Origin of the sequence: Burkholderia sp. AU30280, assembly GCF_020420125.1 — a bacterium.
Taxonomy (GTDB): domain Bacteria; phylum Pseudomonadota; class Gammaproteobacteria; order Burkholderiales; family Burkholderiaceae; genus Burkholderia.
The window spans coordinates 170,125-187,395 of the sequence record NZ_JAIZRY010000013.1 but is presented as its reverse complement, the minus strand read 5'-3'; the positions used below and the strand labels follow the sequence as shown (position 1 = coordinate 187,395).

The following is a 17,271-nucleotide window of genomic DNA, read 5'->3' as shown; positions in this document are numbered from 1 at the left end:
AACGCATGTCCACCACCGTCAAACGCATTCCCGCCGGTCTCGAACGAGGCGACGCGCGCCGTGGTGCCGCGGCCGGCGCGACGCCGGCGAATGCACGCGGCAAGCGCGCCCGCACGCGGCCCGATGCGATCGTCCGGGGCGACGACGTCCAGCGCATCCCGCGTCGCGCGTCGCGTCTCATCCAACGCGCGAGGCGCACGCCCGACGACGACGACGATGCCACCATCCTGCAGCACGCGGGCATGCGCGGCATCCGGCTGCAGCTCGACTACTGGAAGGCCGAGGAACGCCTGCAGAAAGAACGCATCGGCCATGCCGTCGTGATCTACGGCAGCACGCGCATCGTTGCCCCTGCCGTCGCGAACGCGCGGCTGAACGAGGCCAATCGCCTGCTCGCGGCGCGTCCGCACGATGCGGGCCGGCGCCGTGCCGTCGCGGCGGCGAGCCGGCTCGTCGAGCACAGCGTGTATTACCGCGTCGCGCGCGAATTCGGGCGCATCGTCGGCCACGCCGACCGGTGCACGCGAGCTGCGCGGCTCGCCATCGTCACCGGCGGCGGCCCCGGCATCATGGAGGCCGCGAACCGCGGCGCGTACGAGCGCGGCGCGCCGAGCATCGGCTTCAACATCGAGCTGCCGCGCGAACAGGCGCCGAATCCGTACATCACCCCCGATCTCCACTTCCGGTTTCACTATTTCGCGATCCGCAAGCTGCACCTGCTCGAACGCGCGAAGGCGGCGGTATTTTTCCCCGGCGGCTACGGCACGTTCGACGAGCTGTTCGAAGTCCTGACGCTGCTGCAAACGCGCAAGATCCCGCCGCTGCCGGTCATCCTCGTCGGCGAAGCGTACTGGAGGCGCGCGGTCGACCTGGAATTCCTCGCCGACGAAGGGATGATCGACCGCCGCGATCTCGACCTGTTCACGTACTGCGAATCCGCCCCCGACATCTGGCGCGCGATCGGCGGCTGGTATGCGCGGCGGCGCGCGGCACGGCCGGTGCGCCGCCGCGCGCCGCCGAAGCCGCGTGCCATGTAGGAATCCGCCGACGCCCGCCGCACGATTCCTACCGCAGCTTCGGGGTACGCCGATTGAATCGCCCAGGCACGGCGACGATACTGGATTCACGGATCACGGCTGCACGGTATCCGGATTCGAGGCCATCAGGAGAATCGTCATGTCACACGCTACCCATCTTCCCGACCCGGGCGATCAGGCCGGCCGGTCCGACGCACCCGCGCTCGACACGCAGGCGCTCGTCGCCCTCGCGCGCGACGCCGGCATGCTCGTGATCCTCGACGCCCAGATCGGGCGCGAGCGGTACGAAAGCGTGACGGGATCGGTCGCCACGCTGGCCCGCTTCGCCCAGGCGCTGCAACTGTCGGCGCTCAAGGCCGCTTGAGATCGACTGAAACCGCTTGACACCGGCTGAGACTGCCTGAGACCGCTTGAAGCCGCGCGTGACCGTGCCGCGCCGCCGCTTGCCGCACGAAACCGGGTGGACAGCCAGACACATCGATGCATGCGCATACGCATGCGGCACGTATCGAATCGGATGACGAACGAAACGCCGCCGCCCGGGCGACACGCTCACGAGCGCCGCTGCCTCACACCGTGAACGTGTTCGACTTCCTCATCTCGACCCACGTCATCCCGGCCCGCAGCCCGTCGATCGCGGCTTCGCGCTCGGACGCATGGGTCCGGCTGTGCGAGAACGTACGCTCGCACGTGCCATCCTGCGACATGAGCGCGACATGGATCCTGCAACGGTAGCCGCCCGTTTCGGCGGCGACCGTCTCGATCGCCACCGACCAGCCGGTGTCATGTACCTCGCCTGACAGACTCATCTCGCTTCCCTCCTTCATCCACGCGGACTGCCTGTCCGGTTGCCGCGCACCGCGCTTACTCGACAACCAGGTCGTCAATGACGGCACGCACCCCGCGCGCGGACCACGCGGCACCGCGCACGGCCTTGCGCTCGGAGAACGAGCCGACCTTGCCGGACAGGCGCACGGTGCCGTCGCGCACCTCGATCGCGATGTGTTTCGCCTCGCGCTCCGCATGGCGCATGATCGCGCGCTTGATGCTGCCGCCGATGTCGGCCGACCCGGCCGCAGCCTGCACCGCGATATGGTCGGTCACGCCCGTCACGCTGCGCATCTGCGAAATCGCCCGCACGGCCAGGTGGCTCTGGTACGCCCACTCGACCCTGCCGGACAGCGTGATCCAGCCATGTTCGACCTGCACCTTGACCGCGTCGTCGCTCAGTCCGACCGTCCAGTGCAGCACCGAACGCACCGCGTTCGCGATGTCCTCGTCGGTGCGGACGTCGTCGTCCGGCAGATGCACGGTCAGGTCGACGACGAGTGCCTTGACGCCGGCCACGCGATTCGCCGCGCGCTCGATCGCCAGCTTCTCCGCATAGCTCGGCGGGTGCCCCGACAGCGTCACGATCCGGTCGGCCACCTCGATCCCGATTCGGGTCGCGTCGATCGCCGGGTCGGACTCGAGCTCGTCCTGAACGTCCTGCTTCAACTGCTTGTCGGTCTTCATCGCCTGCACTCCTGTGAGCCGCGGCGAGCCTGTCCGCCGCACATCTCCAGATTTGCACACGCACCGCCACGACTCGCTGATGCAGGTCAACGGACGCCGCGCGTCGCGCGTCACACTTCGCAGCCGCCGGGCTCGGCACGGCCGTGCGCGGCCGGATCAACCCCCGCGCGCTTGCCGACGCGCTGCGGCTGAACGAGGACGCGCTCGCGATCCTCGCGCAGACGGTCGGCTACCGCGCCGGCGGCACGGGATCGCATGCGTAAGCGTCCGGGCGGCCGCCTCGAAGAAACGGCGCGCGGATCGCTCCGCGCGCCGTCATCTCCGTTCGGGCGGCGTGGGCAGGCATCGCCCGCTGCCTGCCACCCGATCAGCTGATCGTCAGTTTCTTCTGCGCGACCGGCGTCTTTTTCGGCAGCGTCAGCGACAGCACGCCGTCCTGGTAAGTCGCGGATGCGCGCGCGTCGTCGATCTCGCCCGACAGCGAGAACGAACGGCTGATCGCGCCGCTGTAGCGCTCGCGCCGGATCACGCGTTCGCCATCCTTCTGCTCCTTGTTGCGCTCGATCTTCGCGTTGATCGATACGGTGCTGCCCATCACCTGGACGTCGATGTCGTCCTTGGCGACGCCCGGCAGTTCCGCATTGACCTTGTACGCATCGTCGCTTTCCGTCACGTCGATCTTCATCGCGGCAAGATCGGGCTCGTCCGTCAGCGTCATCCCGCGCAGCGGCCTGAACAGCCCCTGAAACAGGTCGGCGACGGGTTCCATCGAAAACGGATCGTAACGCGTGACATTGCTCATGGTTCGTACTCCTCGAACGATAGAGAGGCGGCCCGCGCGTTCGTCCCGCCCGCGCGAAGCCATGACTAAGACCGGATTGACGCGGCGCCGTATGCCGCGCAACGGACGAACGATCATCAGGATTCCAGCGTAGCTGCCCGCATCGGCAGGCGCTTGACGCGCGTCAACGGCGCCGGTCGCTCACGTGCAGAACCGGAAATAGCCGCTGTGGAGCAGGATCGGCCGGCCGCCCATCTCCTCGAGCAGGCACCGTGCGGCACGCTCGATCGCGGGACGATGGCGGGCAAACGCATCCACGAGATCGCTTTCGCGCGGCGACGCCGCGCGGAAGTGATCCTCCAGCGCCGCGGCGGTGATCGCGCAGCGCACGCGGCGGCCTTCGACCAGCGCCGGAAAGGTCAGCGCCGGATCCTGGCCGCAATACGTCGGATGTTCGGAAGGAAAGGAGATCTGCATGATGGTCACCTGGGCAGGTTGCGCATGGGCAAGCGCCGGCCGGCGGCGCGCCGCGCGCGGCGGCACTACGCCGCCGCCGCGGCCGGTGCGACGTCGCTGCCGCGCACGAGCAGGACCGGGCAGCTCGATCCGCGCAGGAACCGTTCGGCGACGCTGCCGAGGAACAACCGCCGGACCCCGCGCCGACCGTGCGTGCCGATCACGGCCAGATCGATCGACCGGTCGGCGACGTAGCGCTGCAGCCGTTCGGCGACACTCTCGCCGAGCTCGGTCTCAACGAGTTCGGCCTCGCCGTTGACCGCCGCGTGCGCGATGGTCCGTTCCGCGCGCCGCAGGACCGACACACCGTCGCGCCGGATCTCGGCGAGCAATGCATCCGGGTCCATGCGTCCGCCGAACGTGATCAGCAGCGACTTGTCGACGACGAAAACGGCGAACAGGCGGGCGCCGCACGATCGCGCCACTTTCAGGCCCTCGTCGAGCGCCCGTTGCGATGAAGGACTGCCGTCCACGGCGACCATGATGTTCGTGTACATACCGACCTCGCTGGATGAACCGACGCGCCGGCGGCGTTCGGATTGGCTTTCATCATCGGCGTTCGCCGCAAGCGGGCGTTGACGGAGGTCAACGGTTCGAAATCACGCGGAAACCGGCAGGCGCGCCAGCGCGAGACGCCGGATCATCCCGGCGCATCCGGCGCTGGCGCATCCGGCGCGCTCGCCGGATTCAGATACGCCCGAAAGCCTCGCTCGATGTCGAGGATCCTCGCCGCGCACGCGTCGTACCGCCAGCCCGGGCCGCCATCGCTGTCGTACATGCCCTTGCACATCGCCTTGAGCCGGATCACCGAGGCGCCGCCCCCCGAGGCCGCGCGCGATGCCCACAAATAGACTTCGCCGGCCAGGAACGGGGGCGCCGTCTCGATCGTATCGGCATCGGCCCGCGTGATCCGGGTCGACGAATGCGCCTCGACGTAGCGGCGTGCAAGGCGCCATGCACGGTCGCATTCGGCAGGGGTCGAACACGGCAGTGCCGCGGCCTGGCGCGTCTCGAACAATTGCGTTTCCGTCGACCGAAAGGCCGCGTTCCGTTCCGCACCGGCGCACGCGCCCAACGCAAGGAGCACGCCGACCGCCCACACCCGTTGTTTCATCACCCTCACCCTGCTTCGCAACGCATCGCGTTCCGCCCGCAATCGGGCGGCATGAACACGCCCGGCGCGAATCCGGCCCTGTCGCGGCCCACATCCCGCATGCGGCGCGCAGTCGCGTGGCCGCATCGCGCGAGCGTTCGAATCGACTGTATGGCCGCCGTCGGGAATGCGGTTGACCTGGGTCAATCGCGCGGCCGGGCGATGCGAACCGCCTGCCGCAAGACCGTCGACGGCCCCCGTGCCTGCCCGTGCGAACCCGTCCGTGCGCGCGGCAGCGACGGGCTTGACGCGCATCAAGCCGGAACGGACTCCGGTCGGCTGCAACAGGGGACGTCGCACGGTTCGCGGTCGTGGAGGCGCTGCCGGCCGGCATGCCCGGTGCGCCGATCAACGCAACCGTGCGGTCCGGACATCGCCATGGTCATTTCCCCTTTCGCGGCCGCGCTCGCCGCAGGCACGCGGCCACGGCCCCCGGCGCGCACCGGCTCATCCCCGCTGCTTCTCCTCGAAGTACGGCTGGCGTGCCGCCACGAGACGCAACTCGTCGAGCAGCGCCGCAGCCGCGCGAAGCAAGTCGTCGAGTGAAACGATCCCGACCAGTTCCCCATCGTCGCCGACGACCGGCAACCGGCGCACAGCGTGCTGGCGCATCCGTTTCGCAAGCAGCCAGATATCGTCGTCGACGTGCGCGATCGCGACGGGTTCCGACATGACATCGCCGACGAACAGCGAGGCGGGCTGCACCTCGGGGCTCACCACGGCGAGCACGATGTCCCGATCGGTCAGCATGCCGACCGGCTCGCATCGCCCGTCCCGTTCACGTACGACGATCAGGTCGCCGGCGTGCGCGTCGCGCATCCTGGCGGCCGCGTCGACGACGGTCATCCGTGCGGAACACGTGGCGACATCGCGGGTGCACAGCATCGCGGCATTCATGTTCGTTCTCCCGGCCGGGGGCGAAGCGGATCATCGGCGGGCGACGCGCCCCGGCCTCGTCGCGATGACCGCCTGTTCGCACCCGATGAAAACAACGCAAATCCGGCTCCGTTGCCGGAAACCGATGCAGGTCCGCGCGGCGCGCCGGACGACGTTCCGCGCGACATCGAGGCGGTAAACGTTCGGCGCGCGGCCGCGAAGCCGGTGTCGTCGACACGGCCGAAGCGATCGGCCACGCAGCACCGGTTGGCGGGATCGCCTTGCCGGCGCCACGGCTTGCTCGCCGGCATCATCCGGATCGCGTTCTCGCGAGGACTCGGCCGCCGGTCGCCAACGACGTCGACCGGCCGCGCGGGGTATCGCGCGGCAGGCAGCGCGTTCAGCGTGCCTGCTGCGGCGCGGATAGCGATCCGGTGGCCAGCGGTGCCCCTGAAGAAGGCAAGCATGATGGTGTCCGTAGCATGAACGTGAAGACGCAAACGGCACGGAACATGCCGGCCTCGCCGATGGCCGGCATGCAGGAACACCCATCCTCGCGCTTGCCGGTCAATCCCCGTTGACGCAAGTCATCGAACGAGCGCGGGCACACGAAATGGCCGCCGACTCGCCCGACGGAAGTCGGCGCCGCGCCGCTCACTCGAACCGGCAAGCCCCGCGCGGCAGCGCCGAGAGCGTGTCGCTCGACAGTTTCAGAATGCCGTCGAAATTGGCCTGATTGTCCGCCGGACAGAAATCCGCGAGCGTCATGCCGTCCGGACGCGTGTATTCGACATTGAATACAGCCTTGTCCTGCGCGATAAAGCTGGCGTAGCCGCCGCACTCATGGAACCTGTTGCATTGCTCGTTGAGCGCCCAGTCGGCCACTTTCGCCATCGCGGTCGCGATGCCCGAGCCGTTCTTGAGCCCCATCGACATCCCGCGATCGTGCGCGGCGGCGATCAGCGCCGTGTTGTAGCGCAGCTGATCGTCGCGCGTCAGCGGAAAGCCCGTTTCCTGGCGATAGCTGTCGTCGAGGTCCGGCTCGATGCCGTCGCAGCCCTTTTTCTTCGCCTGGTCGAGACGCGCCAGCATCAGCGGCATCAGGATCGCGGTCTGGCGAATGTCCAGCCAGCGTTCGTGATCCTCGTATCCTTCGACGGGGTTGCCGAGCACGCTGTCCGGAAACTTGCCGGCATCGCCACGGCTGTCTTCGCGACCGCCCACCTCCATGTAGCAGACGACATAGATGCCCTTCGCCTTCAGGCGCTGGATCGTGCCGGCATCGGTCAGCTCCATGTCGACGTCGAACATCTTGCGCGGGTTGGTCACGCCGTCCAGCACCGTCTCGTCGATGCGGTTGCCGTCGATCTGCCATTGCCAGCTCGTGCCGGGCGCGAGCGGCTTCCACGCGGTGGCTTGCGACGCGCGCGCCGACGCCGAGGCCGCCGCGACGGCGGTGCCGGGCGCGAGCGAATCCGAGTCGCCGCCGCACGCGGCGAGCAGCAGCATCAGCACGACTGAAGCGAACGATCTGGCGGACATGGCGAATCCTTTGCCTGTTGGGCGGCTTGTCAGGATGCGGGGAACACACGTGCAGCGTGATGCGGGCGATGTCTCTGCCGACGCTGCGGTGGCGCGGAAATGCGCGAGGCACGTGCGGATGGTAGGCGGGAACGCCGCGTCGATCTGTTCCAGTTTGTCGATTTTTGTCGGCGTGGCGGGTGGCGGCAGGCCATGGCTGCCGTGGTACGAACTTCCTCACGCGCAACGGCTTCTCGATGCGACGAACGTGACGGTTGCCTGACCGATCCGTCTCTTCGCCTGCGCGACGGCCGCGATCCTGCAGATCCGTTCGCATTCGAGCAGCAGTTGCCGTTCAAGGCATGCTCCCGGCGATTCCTCCGGTTGCCGGCCGCGGCAGTCGGAGACCATGGGACACTTCGCCGCCATGATGCGGGCGGCCCGCATGGTCTCCCCCCTTGCCCGGCTTCGTTCAATTGCCGGGCGCCAGGTCCGCGGCAAACCGGTTCGTATAACCGAGCGTACCGACCCCGCCGATCGAATTGCACGTCGACGATGCGGCGCCCGGCGGACAATCGACGTCACGGTCGAACGACCAGAAGTGAACACCCACGAGACCGTTCTGTTTCACGAACTGCGCAACGGTGTCTGCATCCGCCGGCGTAAAGGTTTCGCCGCTCACATCGTTGCCGCCGATCATCGGCGTCAGCTCGATCTGGCTGTACGGCACGCCCCAGCGGTCGTGCAGGTTCATCGCCGCCTGGATCGCCGATTGCCCCATCTGGCAGGTGCCGTTCGCGACCACGCAGTTCCCCGCCCCGGCCGACCCGTAGTCCATCGTCATCAGGTCGATGGTGTAGTTCTTCAGGCCGACCGCCTGGATCGCCTGCATGACCCAGTCGCCATACACGTTGAAGCTGTCGGGGGCGTTGGCCCCCCAGGAACTGGCCGTGGTCGCGCCCTGCTGGGAAGGGGCCAGTGTCGCCAGCGTGAAGCTGAAGCGCAGGCCGGGATAGTTCTGCTGGGCGACCGCCACGCGCTGGACGAGATCGTTGATCACTTGTTGCGTCTGCCCGCCCTCGATATCGAAATCGATTCCGATCAGGTTGCTCGAGGCATAACGGTTGATGAAGGCCGCCATGCCCGCATCCGTCCCGCACGTGAACATGCCGGCCGCGCCGCCGGTGGAAATCACGTAATTCACATTGGCCGCGGTGAAAAGCGGCACATTGGCGGCCGCCATCGCACCGCCGTCGACGCCCGCCCAGTTCTCGCTGCCGCATTCCCCGGTCGCAAACGCGAGCGTCAGCGTACGGACACCGGGTGGCAGTACCGACAGCACCGGGCTCATCTGGCCCGTGACGTTCGACGAGATGACGTTCGTATTCCAGTTCATCGAAATCGTCGCGTCCTTGTACGGGCTGTACACGAACGCCGGCGCCGTGCCGGTGGCCGTCCCGCCTGCCGCGGCGGCGCCGGTGCCGAAAGACGACCATGCCAGCAGAAGCGCCAGCGCGCCCTTCAAGGTCGATCGCTGGATGATTCCGGATGGGTTGCTCTTCATGTTCATGTCCTCATCGTGTTTGACGCATTGCCGGCACCTGTCCTTCACGCAAACCATGCCGGGGAATATTTCAGGAAGACCCGCTCCACCCAGGTGGGCTGAGCGGAAATCCGCCAAGTGACATCGACAGCAAACGCGTGCACAATTGATACGGACTACCAAATCAACATCGTGCTCATATCCGTCATTCGTTCCTTGCCCGGTGGCCAGGTCATGGACTTTCACCGCCATGCAACCGCCTGCCGCGCCGCTCGCAAAATCAATGGAAGCTTGCTGCACCGGCTGGCGTCAGCGCGCCGCCGGCCCGGTTCCGCGCGTCAAGCAACGGATTGACGTACCCGATAGGCGCCTTCCCGGACGTGGCGGGTCGGTACCGCTGCCGCATGGCCCGGCACCGTCGCTCCGGGCAAGGAAAGCAAGGCGGATGAAAGCGAAACGGCATGTGGCAGAGGGGCCGTTTCATTTCTCGAACCCTGTCCCTTCGTCGCTCCGATCTGGTTCATCATTTTCCCTTTCGATTGACAAAGCGCCGCCCAGGTCGAATTCACGGGAAATCAACCTTACAAATTGTCACTTGAAGACAAATTTCGATATTGATTCTGTCTTTATATCAACAACGGAAAAAACCACGACTCGTTCAATACGGGTGAAGCATGTCGTACGTCACTTTCGCGCAAGGCCGGATGCCCGGAACGACGCGACGCCAGCGGTATCGTGAAGTCGTCACGCCGGCCCGAGATGGCGCCTGCGATACGATGGCGAACACCGATATTTCGACGGCCGATGTAGTAATGCTTCAATCCGGCGCCCGCACTTTGATTTGTTATACTACATAATCATCCGGCATCAACCCTGGAATCGACTATTTCCACTCATGTCGAAACCCGAAATACTCACGCGATCGCATTGCCGAATTGAAATTGTCGCCATTCGATAATTCAAACGGATATCTCGCAGCCATCCGGATCATTGTTCAAATTGACGAAATTCAGGCGCTGCGATCGTGCTTCGTATTGGCGACCGGCTCGCCATGACATCGTGGTTGCTGTTCTATCCTTGATGCATCCACCGAAACCGGAGGCAGATCATGAACGTCAATGTCGCCGCCCAGGAGTCGGCCCGCACCGCCGAACGGGTCACCCGGGTGTATGCGAGGCTCCTGCTGGTCGGCTTCGCGCTGACGCCTGCTTACCTGATCGCCTATCTGTACGTGTTCCAGGACCCGTCGCTGACATTCGAGAATCACGCCTTCCATGAACTGGCGATCGCGGTCGCCACGCTCGAGGGCGCGTTCGTCACCTATGTCTGCTGGCGCTGCTATCGCCTGTCGGGCGAGCCGTTGCTCCGCTGGCTCACGCTGGGCTTTCTGGGCTTTTCCCTCATCTATGCGTTGCATGGCTTGTTCACCGGCATGGCGCATCACAACATCTGGCTGTTCCTGCTGTACGGGCCGGCGTCGCGCCTGACCATGTCGATCCTGATCCTGGTCGGGCAGTTCACCTACAGTCACAAGGCCGACAGCGCAGCAACCCGCGCCGATCCCCGCATCTGGCTACCCTGGCTCGCGCTGTTCGCGCTCGTCGACGTCGCGGTCGCCGTGATCGCCTTCTCGCCGGTGGCCGGCCACCTGTGGGTACGCGTGTCGATGGAGGGCGGCGCGATGCTGCTCTCGGTCGCGAACGTCGTTGCGCTGGTCATGCGCCGCATCCGCTCACCGCTGATGACGATCTACGGCATTTCGGTGACGTCATTCGCGTTCTCGTCGCTCGCCTTCATCCTCGGGCGGCCGTGGAATCACATGTGGTGGCTGGCGCATGCCATTTTTGCGGCCGGCTTCTTCCTGCTCAGTTTCGGCGTGGTGCAGGCCTTTCATACAACCCGTTCGTTTTCGAAGATCTACAGCCAGGAAGAACTGTTTGCGCGGTTGAGGGACGCGATGGCCAGGACGGAGCACGCCCTGCAGGCGCTTCAACGGACCAACGAAAAGCTCGAACACCTGGCAGCCACGGACCCGCTCACCGGCGCGACCAACCGGCGGCAATTCATCGAAAGCGTGGAAGCGGAAATCAATCGCGCAAAGCGCAATGGCGCGCCGTTCTCGCTGCTCGCGCTCGATCTCGACCACTTCAAGGCGATCAACGACAGTTACGGCCATCAGGCAGGCGATCAGGTATTGCAACGCTTCGTCGACAAATGCGCCGATGCGATCCGGCCGTACGATGGCGTCGCGCGGGTGGGCGGGGAGGAATTCATGGTGCTGCTTCCGCAAGCCGCGCTGGACACCGCGCTGTCAATCGGCGAGCGCATCCGCACGGCGATCGCGGGCACGCCGTTCGAAGCAGGCACCGGCGAACCGATCAAGGTCACCGTGAGCGTCGGCGCATCCGAATTCGGCCGGGACGGCGAGACGATCGACGCGATCCTGCGCAAGGCCGACGAACGCCTGTACCGCGCGAAGCATCAAGGTCGCAACCAGGTGGTCGCCGGCTAGCCGGTTGCCGTATCGGCGCCGTCCGCGTCGCCTCCGGCAGGCGTTCTTCGATTCATGACGCCCGGCCATCGCCGGGCGCGTCATGTCGCAGCAGGTTCAGAACGGGCTGCGTGTCGTATCGCCCTGGGTGAACGTCGCGTCGACGACCTGATAGAACGCCATCGCCGTATCCGCGACTTCCCAGACCGCAAGGATGACGTGGTAACCGCTACGCACCGGCAACCGGCATTGGTGAACGGTCGGCTGCTGCGGCACCAGGTTCGCGTTCGGGTTCCAGTAGGGCTGGCCGGGATTCTGGATCGTGCAGAACGGCGTGGGCTCGAACTGCGCGCGCGTCAGCTTTTCCGACGGGTTCCAGTCGGTGCGTGTAATGAAGTAGTTCCAGCGCCGCGTCTTGTGCACCGCGCTGAATTCCCATTTGAAATTCTGCAACGCGCCCGGCCGCAGCGGGATCTTCTGCCAGCGGCCCGGCGACTGCTCGTTCAGCACGGGCAGCGGGCCATTCGTGCTGGCGCCGGCGATTTCGCCGTCCTTCGGCGGGGCGGCATTCTTCGCGTCGTCCGGCGCAAACGGATCGGATAGCCCGCTTTGCGTCGCGGGGAAGAACTTGCCGTTCTCCATCGCGTTCGCGTGCCAGGCGTCGACATGACAGTTCGGATTCTGGCCCTGCGTGCACAGCACGATGCGCGAAGGCGGTTCGGTCAAGCGGCCGTGCGCGTGCGCACCGGCCGCCGCGACCAGCAGCGCCGCGGCGGCCAACGAGCATGGCATTACGGAAGCAACGTATCTGCGGATGTTCTTTTTCATGAGCCCTCATGGCATTGATGTCGGAACGGATAGGCGCATATCGAGCCTGCAGCAAGATCCCTGGCGGAGATTCCCGTCGACGCGCACATTGATCGGCAAAAGCGGCAGCCCAATGAAACCGCGGCAAGCGATGATCAATCGCCACGTTTTCTGACAAATCGCTTTCACCGAACCAAACCTTATCCGCAAAAATAGAAAAAATAAATGTCCCGTATTGATATTTTTTTAATTTTAATCAACCGCTTGAATCGTTTTTCATTCAAGCTTTTTTTGGCTCGAATTCAATTGCGATATTGAATAAACCGCCAATTCATTCATAAACGGTTTCCTAAAGACTGCTGATTCCGCTGCAAGGCGTTCCAGCAGATCAAGCAGCAGCCAAGTTCGAGAAAAGCGTCATGAATGTCGGCGCGTCGCGCGAAACGGATACGGAGGTGTCGGAAGTGGTGCAACCAGGCATGCGTGCACTCAACGGCCGGGCGAACCTTTCCGGCGCCGTTGCCGTGAGGTTCCCCGCGCCCGGCGATACGGGTTGGCGCCTGGCCCGCTCGCGCTGTCGCTCCTGTTCCCCGTTCGGCCGGCGGCCACCGCACCGCAAGCCACGGTGACGCAGCCGGCCACGGAGCCGTTGCCCGGGTATCCGGGCAAGGAAGTCGAGACGATCGTCGTGAATGACCCGCCCGCCAGCGTCGATCCCGTGCATCGTCACGATGCACACGCATTCGTCTACGTGCTCGACGGCAGCATCGTGATGGGCCTGAACGGCGGGAAAACGGTCACGCTCCATGCCGGCGACACGTTTCATGAAGGCCCGGACGACGTGCACACGGCCGGACGAAACGCCAGCCGCACGAAGCCGGCGAAATTCGTCGTGTTCCTGATCAAGAACACGAGTGCGCCGGTCCTGACGCCGGTGAACTAGCGCGGTCGCGATCGGGGCCCGGCAACGCCGGGCAGCCTCCCCGCGTCAGCCACGGCAATGAATCGGGTGCGCCTTCACGGCAAGCGCGTGAAGTAATCGCGCGCCAGCGCAACCCAGTACCGGACACCGGCCGGAATGATGTCGTCGTTGAAGTCGTATTTCGGGTGATGGAGCGCCGGTGCGACGTCGCCGTCCGGCGCATTGCCGATCAGCACGTAGGCGCCGGGGCGCTCCTCCAGCATGAAGCCGAAGTCTTCGGAAGTCATGTTCGGCGGCACGTCGCGCTCAAGGCGTTCGTCGCCGAACGTCTCGCGTATCACCGCTTCGCACAGCGCGGTCTCGGCCGGCGTGTTGACCGTTGCCGGGTAGTACTGAAAGAATTCCACGTCGACGCGTGCGCCATGGGCGCTTGCCAGCCCCTCGCACATGAGCCGCACGTCGCGCTGTAACTGTTGCTGCAACGCGGACGACAGCGTGCGAATCGTCCCGCGCAGCTCGGCGCTGTCCGGAATGACGTTGTCCGTCGTTCCCGCATGAATCATGCAGACGGAAATGACGGCGGGATCCACCGGATCCTTGTGCCGCGCGGCGATGGTCTGGCACTGCAGCACCATCGAGCACGCGAGCGGCACGGGATCGATACCCAGGTGCGGCTGCGCCGCGTGCGCGCCCTTGCCGGTTACCGTGATCCTGAAGCGCGAGCCCGCGGCCATGATCGGGCCGGTACGCAGCCCGAAGTGCCCGGCCGGCAAACCGGGCCAGTTGTGCATGCCGAATACCGCTTCGGTCGGGTATTGCTCGAACAGCCCGTCGTCGATCATCTTGCGCGCGCCCGCGCCCCCTTCTTCTCCGGGCTGAAACACGAAATGGACGGTGCCCGGCAGTTGCGGCAGGTCCTTCAGCACGCGCGCGGCGCCGAGCAACATGACGGTATGGCCGTCATGGCCGCACGCGTGCATGATCCCGTGCGTGCACGATGCATGCGCAAAGTCGTTGGCCTCCTGGATCGGCAACGCGTCCAGATCCGCGCGGAGCACGATGCCGCGGCCCGGGTCCGCACCGGGCAGGCTCGCCACGACGCCGGTGCCGCCGAGGCCGCGCGACACCGCGTAGCCGAGCGCCTCCAGCTCGCGGGCGACGACGTCGGCCGTCCGGTGTTCTTCGAACCGCAGCTCGGGATGCGCATGCAGGTCGCGCCGCAGCTTCGCCCAGTGCGCGTGATGCGCGCGCAACGACGTATCGGGAATGACGGGGTTTTCCAATTTCGGCACCTTCGGAAAGAAAACGGCTTCCATGCTGTCGCGCCACCGCGTTCGCACGCGGCGGCCGCGTCAGTCGTAATAGCCGACGATCGACTTGATCTCCATGTACTCTTCCATCCCTTCGATCCCGTACTCGCGACCGTTGCCCGACTGCTTGTACCCGCCGAACGGCGCCTGCGGGTCCCATGCCGGATAGTTCAGGTGCACCTGCCCCGACCGGATGCGTGCGGCCACCGCGCGCACGCCGTCCTTGTCGGCGCCCTGCACATGTGCGCCGAGCCCGTAGACCGTGTCGTTCGCGATGGCGATCGCCTCTTCCACGGTGTCGTACGGCAGGATGGCGAGGACCGGACCGAAGATCTCCTGCTGCGCGATCGTCATGTCGGGCCGCACATCGGAAAAGATCGTCGGCCGCGCGTAAAAGCCCTTGTCGAACCCCGCGGGCCTTCCGGGACCGCCGGCGATCAGCTTGGCCGCTTCGTCGATGCCGGTGTCGATCATCTGTGCGACCCGGCCGAACTGCGCACGATTGGCCAGCGGCCCATGCGTCGTCGCGTCGTCGAACGGATCGCCGACGATCAGCTGCTGCGCGGCCGCAACGGCCAGATCCTCGACCGCGCCGAGCCGGTTGCGCGGCACGATCATGCGGGTCGGCGCGCTGCACGACTGGCCCATGTTCCGGAACGCGGCGGCCACGCCCGGCGGGATGGCCAGCGACAGGTCCGCATCCGGCAATACGAGGTTCGGCGACTTGCCGCCCAGCTCCTGCGCGACGCGCTTGACGGTCGGGGCCGCGGCTTGCGCCACCAGCACGCCCGCGCGCGTCGACCCCGTGATCGACACCATGTCGACCTGCGGGTGCGACGCGAGCGATGCGCCCACCTCGGTTCCGCTGCCGCTCACCAGGTTGAACACGCCGGCAGGCACGCCCGCATCGGCGATCACTTCCGCAAACAGCAACGCGCTGAGCGGCGACAGCTCGCTGGGCTTCAGCACCAGGGTGCAGCCCGCCGCGAGCGCCGGGCCGACCTTCGCGGTGATTTGATAGATCGGCCAGTTCCATGGCGTAATCAGCGCGCAGACGCCGATCGGCTCGCGCGCGACCGCGGTGGTCCCCCGCCGCGTGACGAACGGGTAGCTCGCCAGGTTGTCGCGCGCGACCCGGATATGTTCCGCCGCAAGCGGCACATGCGCGCCGCGCGCATAGGCGATCGGCGCGCCCATCTCCATCGCGAGCGCCAGCGCGAACGACTCCGCACGCTCGAGGATCAGCGCATGAATGCGGTCGAGCAGCGCGGCGCGCTGCTGCGGCGACGTCGCGGCCCAGCGCTCGAACGCGTTGCGCGCGGCCTGCACCGCGCGATCGGCGTCGCGCGCGCTGCCGAGCGGAATGTCGCACAGCGTGTCTTCAGTGGACGGGCAGACCACGGCGAACCGGTCGCCGCCGTCGGGCAAGACCCAGTCTCCGTCGATGAAGAAGCGGTCGAGCCTTCCGGCTTGCATCAGGTGACGAACAGGCGAATTCATTGCAGGGTGTCCTTCAGTCGGTACCAAGCGCCCACGAACGGCAAAAACCACGGTTTGCCGAAGTGGCCAGGAATGGCGGGCCAGTCGAAATCGCTCCACGGGTTGAGATCGGCCCGCCCGTCCATGATCTCCGCCATCAGCGTGCCCATCAGCGTGGCCATGTGCGTGCCGTGGCCGCTATAGCCCGTCGAGTAATACACGCCTTGTCGCTGGCCCGCGCGCGGCAGACGGTTGGCCGTCATGTCGACCATGCCGCCCCAGCAATAGTCGATGCGCACGCCGGCCAGCTCGGGAAACACGGCGGCCATCTGCTGTCGCAGGATCAGCCCGCTCTTTTCGTCCGAACGGGGGTTCGACGCCGCGAAACGCGCCCGCCCGCCGAACAGCATCCGGTTGTCGGGCGTGACGCGAAAGAAATTGACGAAGTGCTTCGTGTCGGTGACCATCCGGCGCGTCGGCAGCAACCGGTCGAGCAGGTCGCGCGGCAACGGCTCGGTGACGATGATGAACGCGCCGACCGGCACGATCCTGCGGCGGATCCAGCCGAACGGCCCCACTTGCGAGATGCCGCTCGCGAGCAGCACCTGGCGCGCACGGATCTCGCCGAGCGGCGTATGCACCGCGTATGCGCCGCCCGCCTCCCGCTTCAAGCCGAGCACCGGCGCATGCTCCAGGATGTGCGCGCCGCGCGCTTGCGCGGCACGCGCCAGGCCGCGCACATAACGGCCGACGTGCATCCCGGCGCTCTTCTCGAAGATCAACCCGCCGTGATAACGGTTCGAGCCGATCTCGTCACGCAGTTGCGCCTTCGTCACCACACGCGTGTCGGGGTCCACGCTCGCGGCGAGCAGCGCCTGGCTTCGCACCAGCTTGTCGAAGTGCTCCGGCTTCGCCGCGAGCTTGAGCTTGCCGCGGCGCACGAAATCGCAGTCGATCGACTCTTCCCTGACCAGCCGCTCGACCGTGTCGACACCCGCATCGAACGCGCGATACAACCGGTTGGCCCGTTCGGTGCCGATGCGCTGCGACAGTGACGCGTAATCCTGCGCGAAGCCGTTGTTGCACATGCCGCCGTTGCGTCCCGACGCTGCCTGCCCCACGGTGCCCGCCTCGCAGACGACGACCCGCGCGCCTTTTTTCGACAGCGCCAGCGCAGCCGCCGAGCCCGTGATCCCACCGCCCACCACGACCACGTCGCAACTTCCGTCAGGCAGCTCCGGCGAGCTGCCCACGAATGGCTCGGACGTATCGAGCCAGTAGGAACTGAAACGCATCACACACTCCAAAGCTGGCGCATCG

18 protein-coding genes and 2 pseudogenes are annotated in these 17,271 nt (G+C 66.2%); 5 read left to right on the top strand and 15 right to left on the bottom strand.

Going from position 1 to position 17,271, the window contains the following annotated elements; genetic code table 11:
- The first annotated feature begins 5 nt into the window (after positions 1-5).
- Together LGN17_RS27360 and LGN17_RS27355 are read left to right on the top strand one after the other, a co-directional pair.
- Positions 6-1,037 carry an LOG family protein gene (locus tag LGN17_RS27360; protein ID WP_226199884.1) on the top strand — a complete coding sequence of 344 codons (1,032 nt, stop codon included), beginning with the start codon at positions 6-8 and terminating at the stop codon, positions 1,035-1,037.
- Positions 1,038-1,176: 139 nt separating this feature from the next.
- Positions 1,177-1,401 (top strand): hypothetical protein, encoded by a 225-nt coding sequence (locus tag LGN17_RS27355; protein WP_175951894.1) that lies wholly within the window; start codon positions 1,177-1,179, stop codon positions 1,399-1,401.
- A gap of 205 nt (positions 1,402-1,606) precedes the next feature.
- On the opposite strand, the gene LGN17_RS27350 is transcribed toward LGN17_RS27355, so the two are convergent.
- Together LGN17_RS27350 and LGN17_RS27345 are read right to left on the bottom strand one after the other, a co-directional pair.
- A complete protein-coding gene (locus tag LGN17_RS27350) occupies positions 1,607-1,846 on the bottom strand; it encodes a hypothetical protein (protein ID WP_226199882.1) in 240 nt (79 codons plus the stop codon).
- Between the two features lie 55 nt (positions 1,847-1,901).
- Positions 1,902-2,552, bottom strand: a complete 651-nt coding sequence (locus LGN17_RS27345; RefSeq protein ID WP_226199876.1) for a BON domain-containing protein — start codon at positions 2,550-2,552, stop codon at positions 1,902-1,904.
- A 119-nt stretch (positions 2,553-2,671) separates the two neighbouring features.
- Here LGN17_RS27345 and LGN17_RS27340 point away from each other — a divergent pair.
- Positions 2,672-2,815, top strand: a pseudogene (locus LGN17_RS27340) (SagB/ThcOx family dehydrogenase); the annotation flags it as partial.
- A 104-nt stretch (positions 2,816-2,919) separates the two neighbouring features.
- Here LGN17_RS27340 and LGN17_RS27335 read toward each other — a convergent pair.
- The 8 genes from LGN17_RS27335 to LGN17_RS27300 all read right to left on the bottom strand — a co-directional run bounded on the left by LGN17_RS27335 (position 2,920) and on the right by LGN17_RS27300 (position 9,242).
- The gene (locus tag LGN17_RS27335) at positions 2,920-3,354 is read right to left on the bottom strand and encodes an Hsp20/alpha crystallin family protein (RefSeq protein WP_226199873.1); all 435 of its coding nucleotides are present in this window, start codon (positions 3,352-3,354) and stop codon (positions 2,920-2,922) included.
- Between the two features lie 180 nt (positions 3,355-3,534).
- Positions 3,535-3,810: a DUF1488 domain-containing protein gene (locus LGN17_RS27330; protein WP_226199871.1), complete on the bottom strand. Its 276-nt coding sequence runs from the start codon at positions 3,808-3,810 to the stop codon at positions 3,535-3,537.
- A gap of 65 nt (positions 3,811-3,875) precedes the next feature.
- Positions 3,876-4,346, bottom strand: a complete 471-nt coding sequence (locus LGN17_RS27325; protein WP_226199868.1) for a universal stress protein — start codon at positions 4,344-4,346, stop codon at positions 3,876-3,878.
- A gap of 143 nt (positions 4,347-4,489) precedes the next feature.
- The gene (locus LGN17_RS36780) at positions 4,490-5,260 is read right to left on the bottom strand and encodes a hypothetical protein (RefSeq protein ID WP_319000867.1); all 771 of its coding nucleotides are present in this window, start codon (positions 5,258-5,260) and stop codon (positions 4,490-4,492) included.
- 189 nt (positions 5,261-5,449) lie between these two features.
- Entirely contained in the window at positions 5,450-5,899 is a 450-nt protein-coding gene (locus LGN17_RS27315; RefSeq protein ID WP_226199866.1) for a CBS domain-containing protein, read from the bottom strand.
- Entirely contained in the window at positions 5,896-6,345 is a 450-nt protein-coding gene (locus tag LGN17_RS27310) for a hypothetical protein (RefSeq protein ID WP_226199863.1), read from the bottom strand. The genes LGN17_RS27315 and LGN17_RS27310 overlap by 4 nt, the downstream gene beginning before the upstream one ends.
- Before the next feature lie 187 nt (positions 6,346-6,532).
- Entirely contained in the window at positions 6,533-7,420 is an 888-nt protein-coding gene (locus tag LGN17_RS27305; protein WP_226199860.1) for an endo alpha-1,4 polygalactosaminidase, read from the bottom strand.
- A 451-nt stretch (positions 7,421-7,871) separates the two neighbouring features.
- Complete coding sequence (locus LGN17_RS27300; protein WP_226199857.1) at positions 7,872-9,242, bottom strand: chitinase; 1,371 nt, start codon at positions 9,240-9,242, stop codon at positions 7,872-7,874.
- Between the two features lie 808 nt (positions 9,243-10,050).
- On the opposite strand from LGN17_RS27300, the gene LGN17_RS27295 reads away from it, so the two are divergent.
- Positions 10,051-11,454 (top strand): GGDEF domain-containing protein, encoded by a 1,404-nt coding sequence (locus tag LGN17_RS27295; protein ID WP_226199854.1) that lies wholly within the window; start codon positions 10,051-10,053, stop codon positions 11,452-11,454.
- A gap of 96 nt (positions 11,455-11,550) precedes the next feature.
- Here LGN17_RS27295 and LGN17_RS27290 read toward each other — a convergent pair whose 3' ends face one another.
- Together LGN17_RS27290 and LGN17_RS27285 are read right to left on the bottom strand one after the other, a co-directional pair.
- A complete protein-coding gene (locus tag LGN17_RS27290) occupies positions 11,551-12,225 on the bottom strand; it encodes a lytic polysaccharide monooxygenase auxiliary activity family 9 protein (protein ID WP_226199851.1) in 675 nt (224 codons plus the stop codon).
- Between the two features lie 350 nt (positions 12,226-12,575).
- A pseudogene (locus LGN17_RS27285) lies at positions 12,576-12,839 on the bottom strand (IS5/IS1182 family transposase); the annotation flags it as partial.
- Here LGN17_RS27285 and LGN17_RS27280 point away from each other — a divergent pair.
- Positions 12,794-13,183, top strand: coding sequence for a cupin domain-containing protein (locus LGN17_RS27280; RefSeq protein WP_226199849.1), 390 nt, complete (start codon positions 12,794-12,796; stop codon positions 13,181-13,183). The pseudogene LGN17_RS27285 and the gene LGN17_RS27280 sit on opposite strands and share 46 nt — an antisense overlap.
- A gap of 74 nt (positions 13,184-13,257) precedes the next feature.
- Here the strand turns inward: LGN17_RS27280 and LGN17_RS27275 are convergent, their stop codons facing one another.
- From LGN17_RS27275 to LGN17_RS27265, 3 genes are all read right to left on the bottom strand, one after another.
- On the bottom strand, positions 13,258-14,445 hold the full coding sequence (locus tag LGN17_RS27275) for a M20 aminoacylase family protein (RefSeq protein ID WP_226199848.1): 1,188 nt from the start codon (positions 14,443-14,445) through the stop codon (positions 13,258-13,260).
- Positions 14,446-14,514: 69 nt separating this feature from the next.
- Positions 14,515-15,972, bottom strand: coding sequence for an aldehyde dehydrogenase family protein (locus LGN17_RS27270; RefSeq protein WP_226199846.1), 1,458 nt, complete (start codon positions 15,970-15,972; stop codon positions 14,515-14,517).
- Positions 15,969-17,246 carry an NAD(P)/FAD-dependent oxidoreductase gene (locus LGN17_RS27265; RefSeq protein WP_226199844.1) on the bottom strand — a complete coding sequence of 426 codons (1,278 nt, stop codon included), beginning with the start codon at positions 17,244-17,246 and terminating at the stop codon, positions 15,969-15,971. The genes LGN17_RS27270 and LGN17_RS27265 overlap by 4 nt, the downstream gene beginning before the upstream one ends.
- Positions 17,247-17,271: the final 25 nt, after the last annotated feature.

Bases quoted from the DNA above. Each gene is read 5' to 3' on its own strand.
- LGN17_RS27360 (WP_226199884.1), top strand. From the start codon at position 6: ATGTCCACCACCGTCAAACGCATTCCCGCCGGTCTCGAACGAGGCGAC.
- LGN17_RS27355 (WP_175951894.1), top strand. From the start codon at position 1,177: ATGTCACACGCTACCCATCTTCCCGACCCGGGCGATCAGGCCGGCCGG.
- LGN17_RS27350 (WP_226199882.1), bottom strand. From the start codon at position 1,846: ATGAGTCTGTCAGGCGAGGTACATGACACCGGCTGGTCGGTGGCGATC.
- LGN17_RS27345 (WP_226199876.1), bottom strand. From the start codon at position 2,552: ATGAAGACCGACAAGCAGTTGAAGCAGGACGTTCAGGACGAGCTCGAG.
- LGN17_RS27335 (WP_226199873.1), bottom strand. From the start codon at position 3,354: ATGAGCAATGTCACGCGTTACGATCCGTTTTCGATGGAACCCGTCGCC.
- LGN17_RS27330 (WP_226199871.1), bottom strand. From the start codon at position 3,810: ATGCAGATCTCCTTTCCTTCCGAACATCCGACGTATTGCGGCCAGGAT.
- LGN17_RS27325 (WP_226199868.1), bottom strand. From the start codon at position 4,346: ATGTACACGAACATCATGGTCGCCGTGGACGGCAGTCCTTCATCGCAA.
- LGN17_RS27315 (WP_226199866.1), bottom strand. From the start codon at position 5,899: ATGAATGCCGCGATGCTGTGCACCCGCGATGTCGCCACGTGTTCCGCA.
- LGN17_RS27310 (WP_226199863.1), bottom strand. From the start codon at position 6,345: ATGCTTGCCTTCTTCAGGGGCACCGCTGGCCACCGGATCGCTATCCGC.
- LGN17_RS27305 (WP_226199860.1), bottom strand. From the start codon at position 7,420: ATGTCCGCCAGATCGTTCGCTTCAGTCGTGCTGATGCTGCTGCTCGCC.
- LGN17_RS27295 (WP_226199854.1), top strand. From the start codon at position 10,051: ATGAACGTCAATGTCGCCGCCCAGGAGTCGGCCCGCACCGCCGAACGG.
- LGN17_RS27290 (WP_226199851.1), bottom strand. From the start codon at position 12,225: ATGCCATGCTCGTTGGCCGCCGCGGCGCTGCTGGTCGCGGCGGCCGGT.
- LGN17_RS27270 (WP_226199846.1), bottom strand. From the start codon at position 15,972: ATGAATTCGCCTGTTCGTCACCTGATGCAAGCCGGAAGGCTCGACCGC.
- LGN17_RS27265 (WP_226199844.1), bottom strand. From the start codon at position 17,246: ATGCGTTTCAGTTCCTACTGGCTCGATACGTCCGAGCCATTCGTGGGC.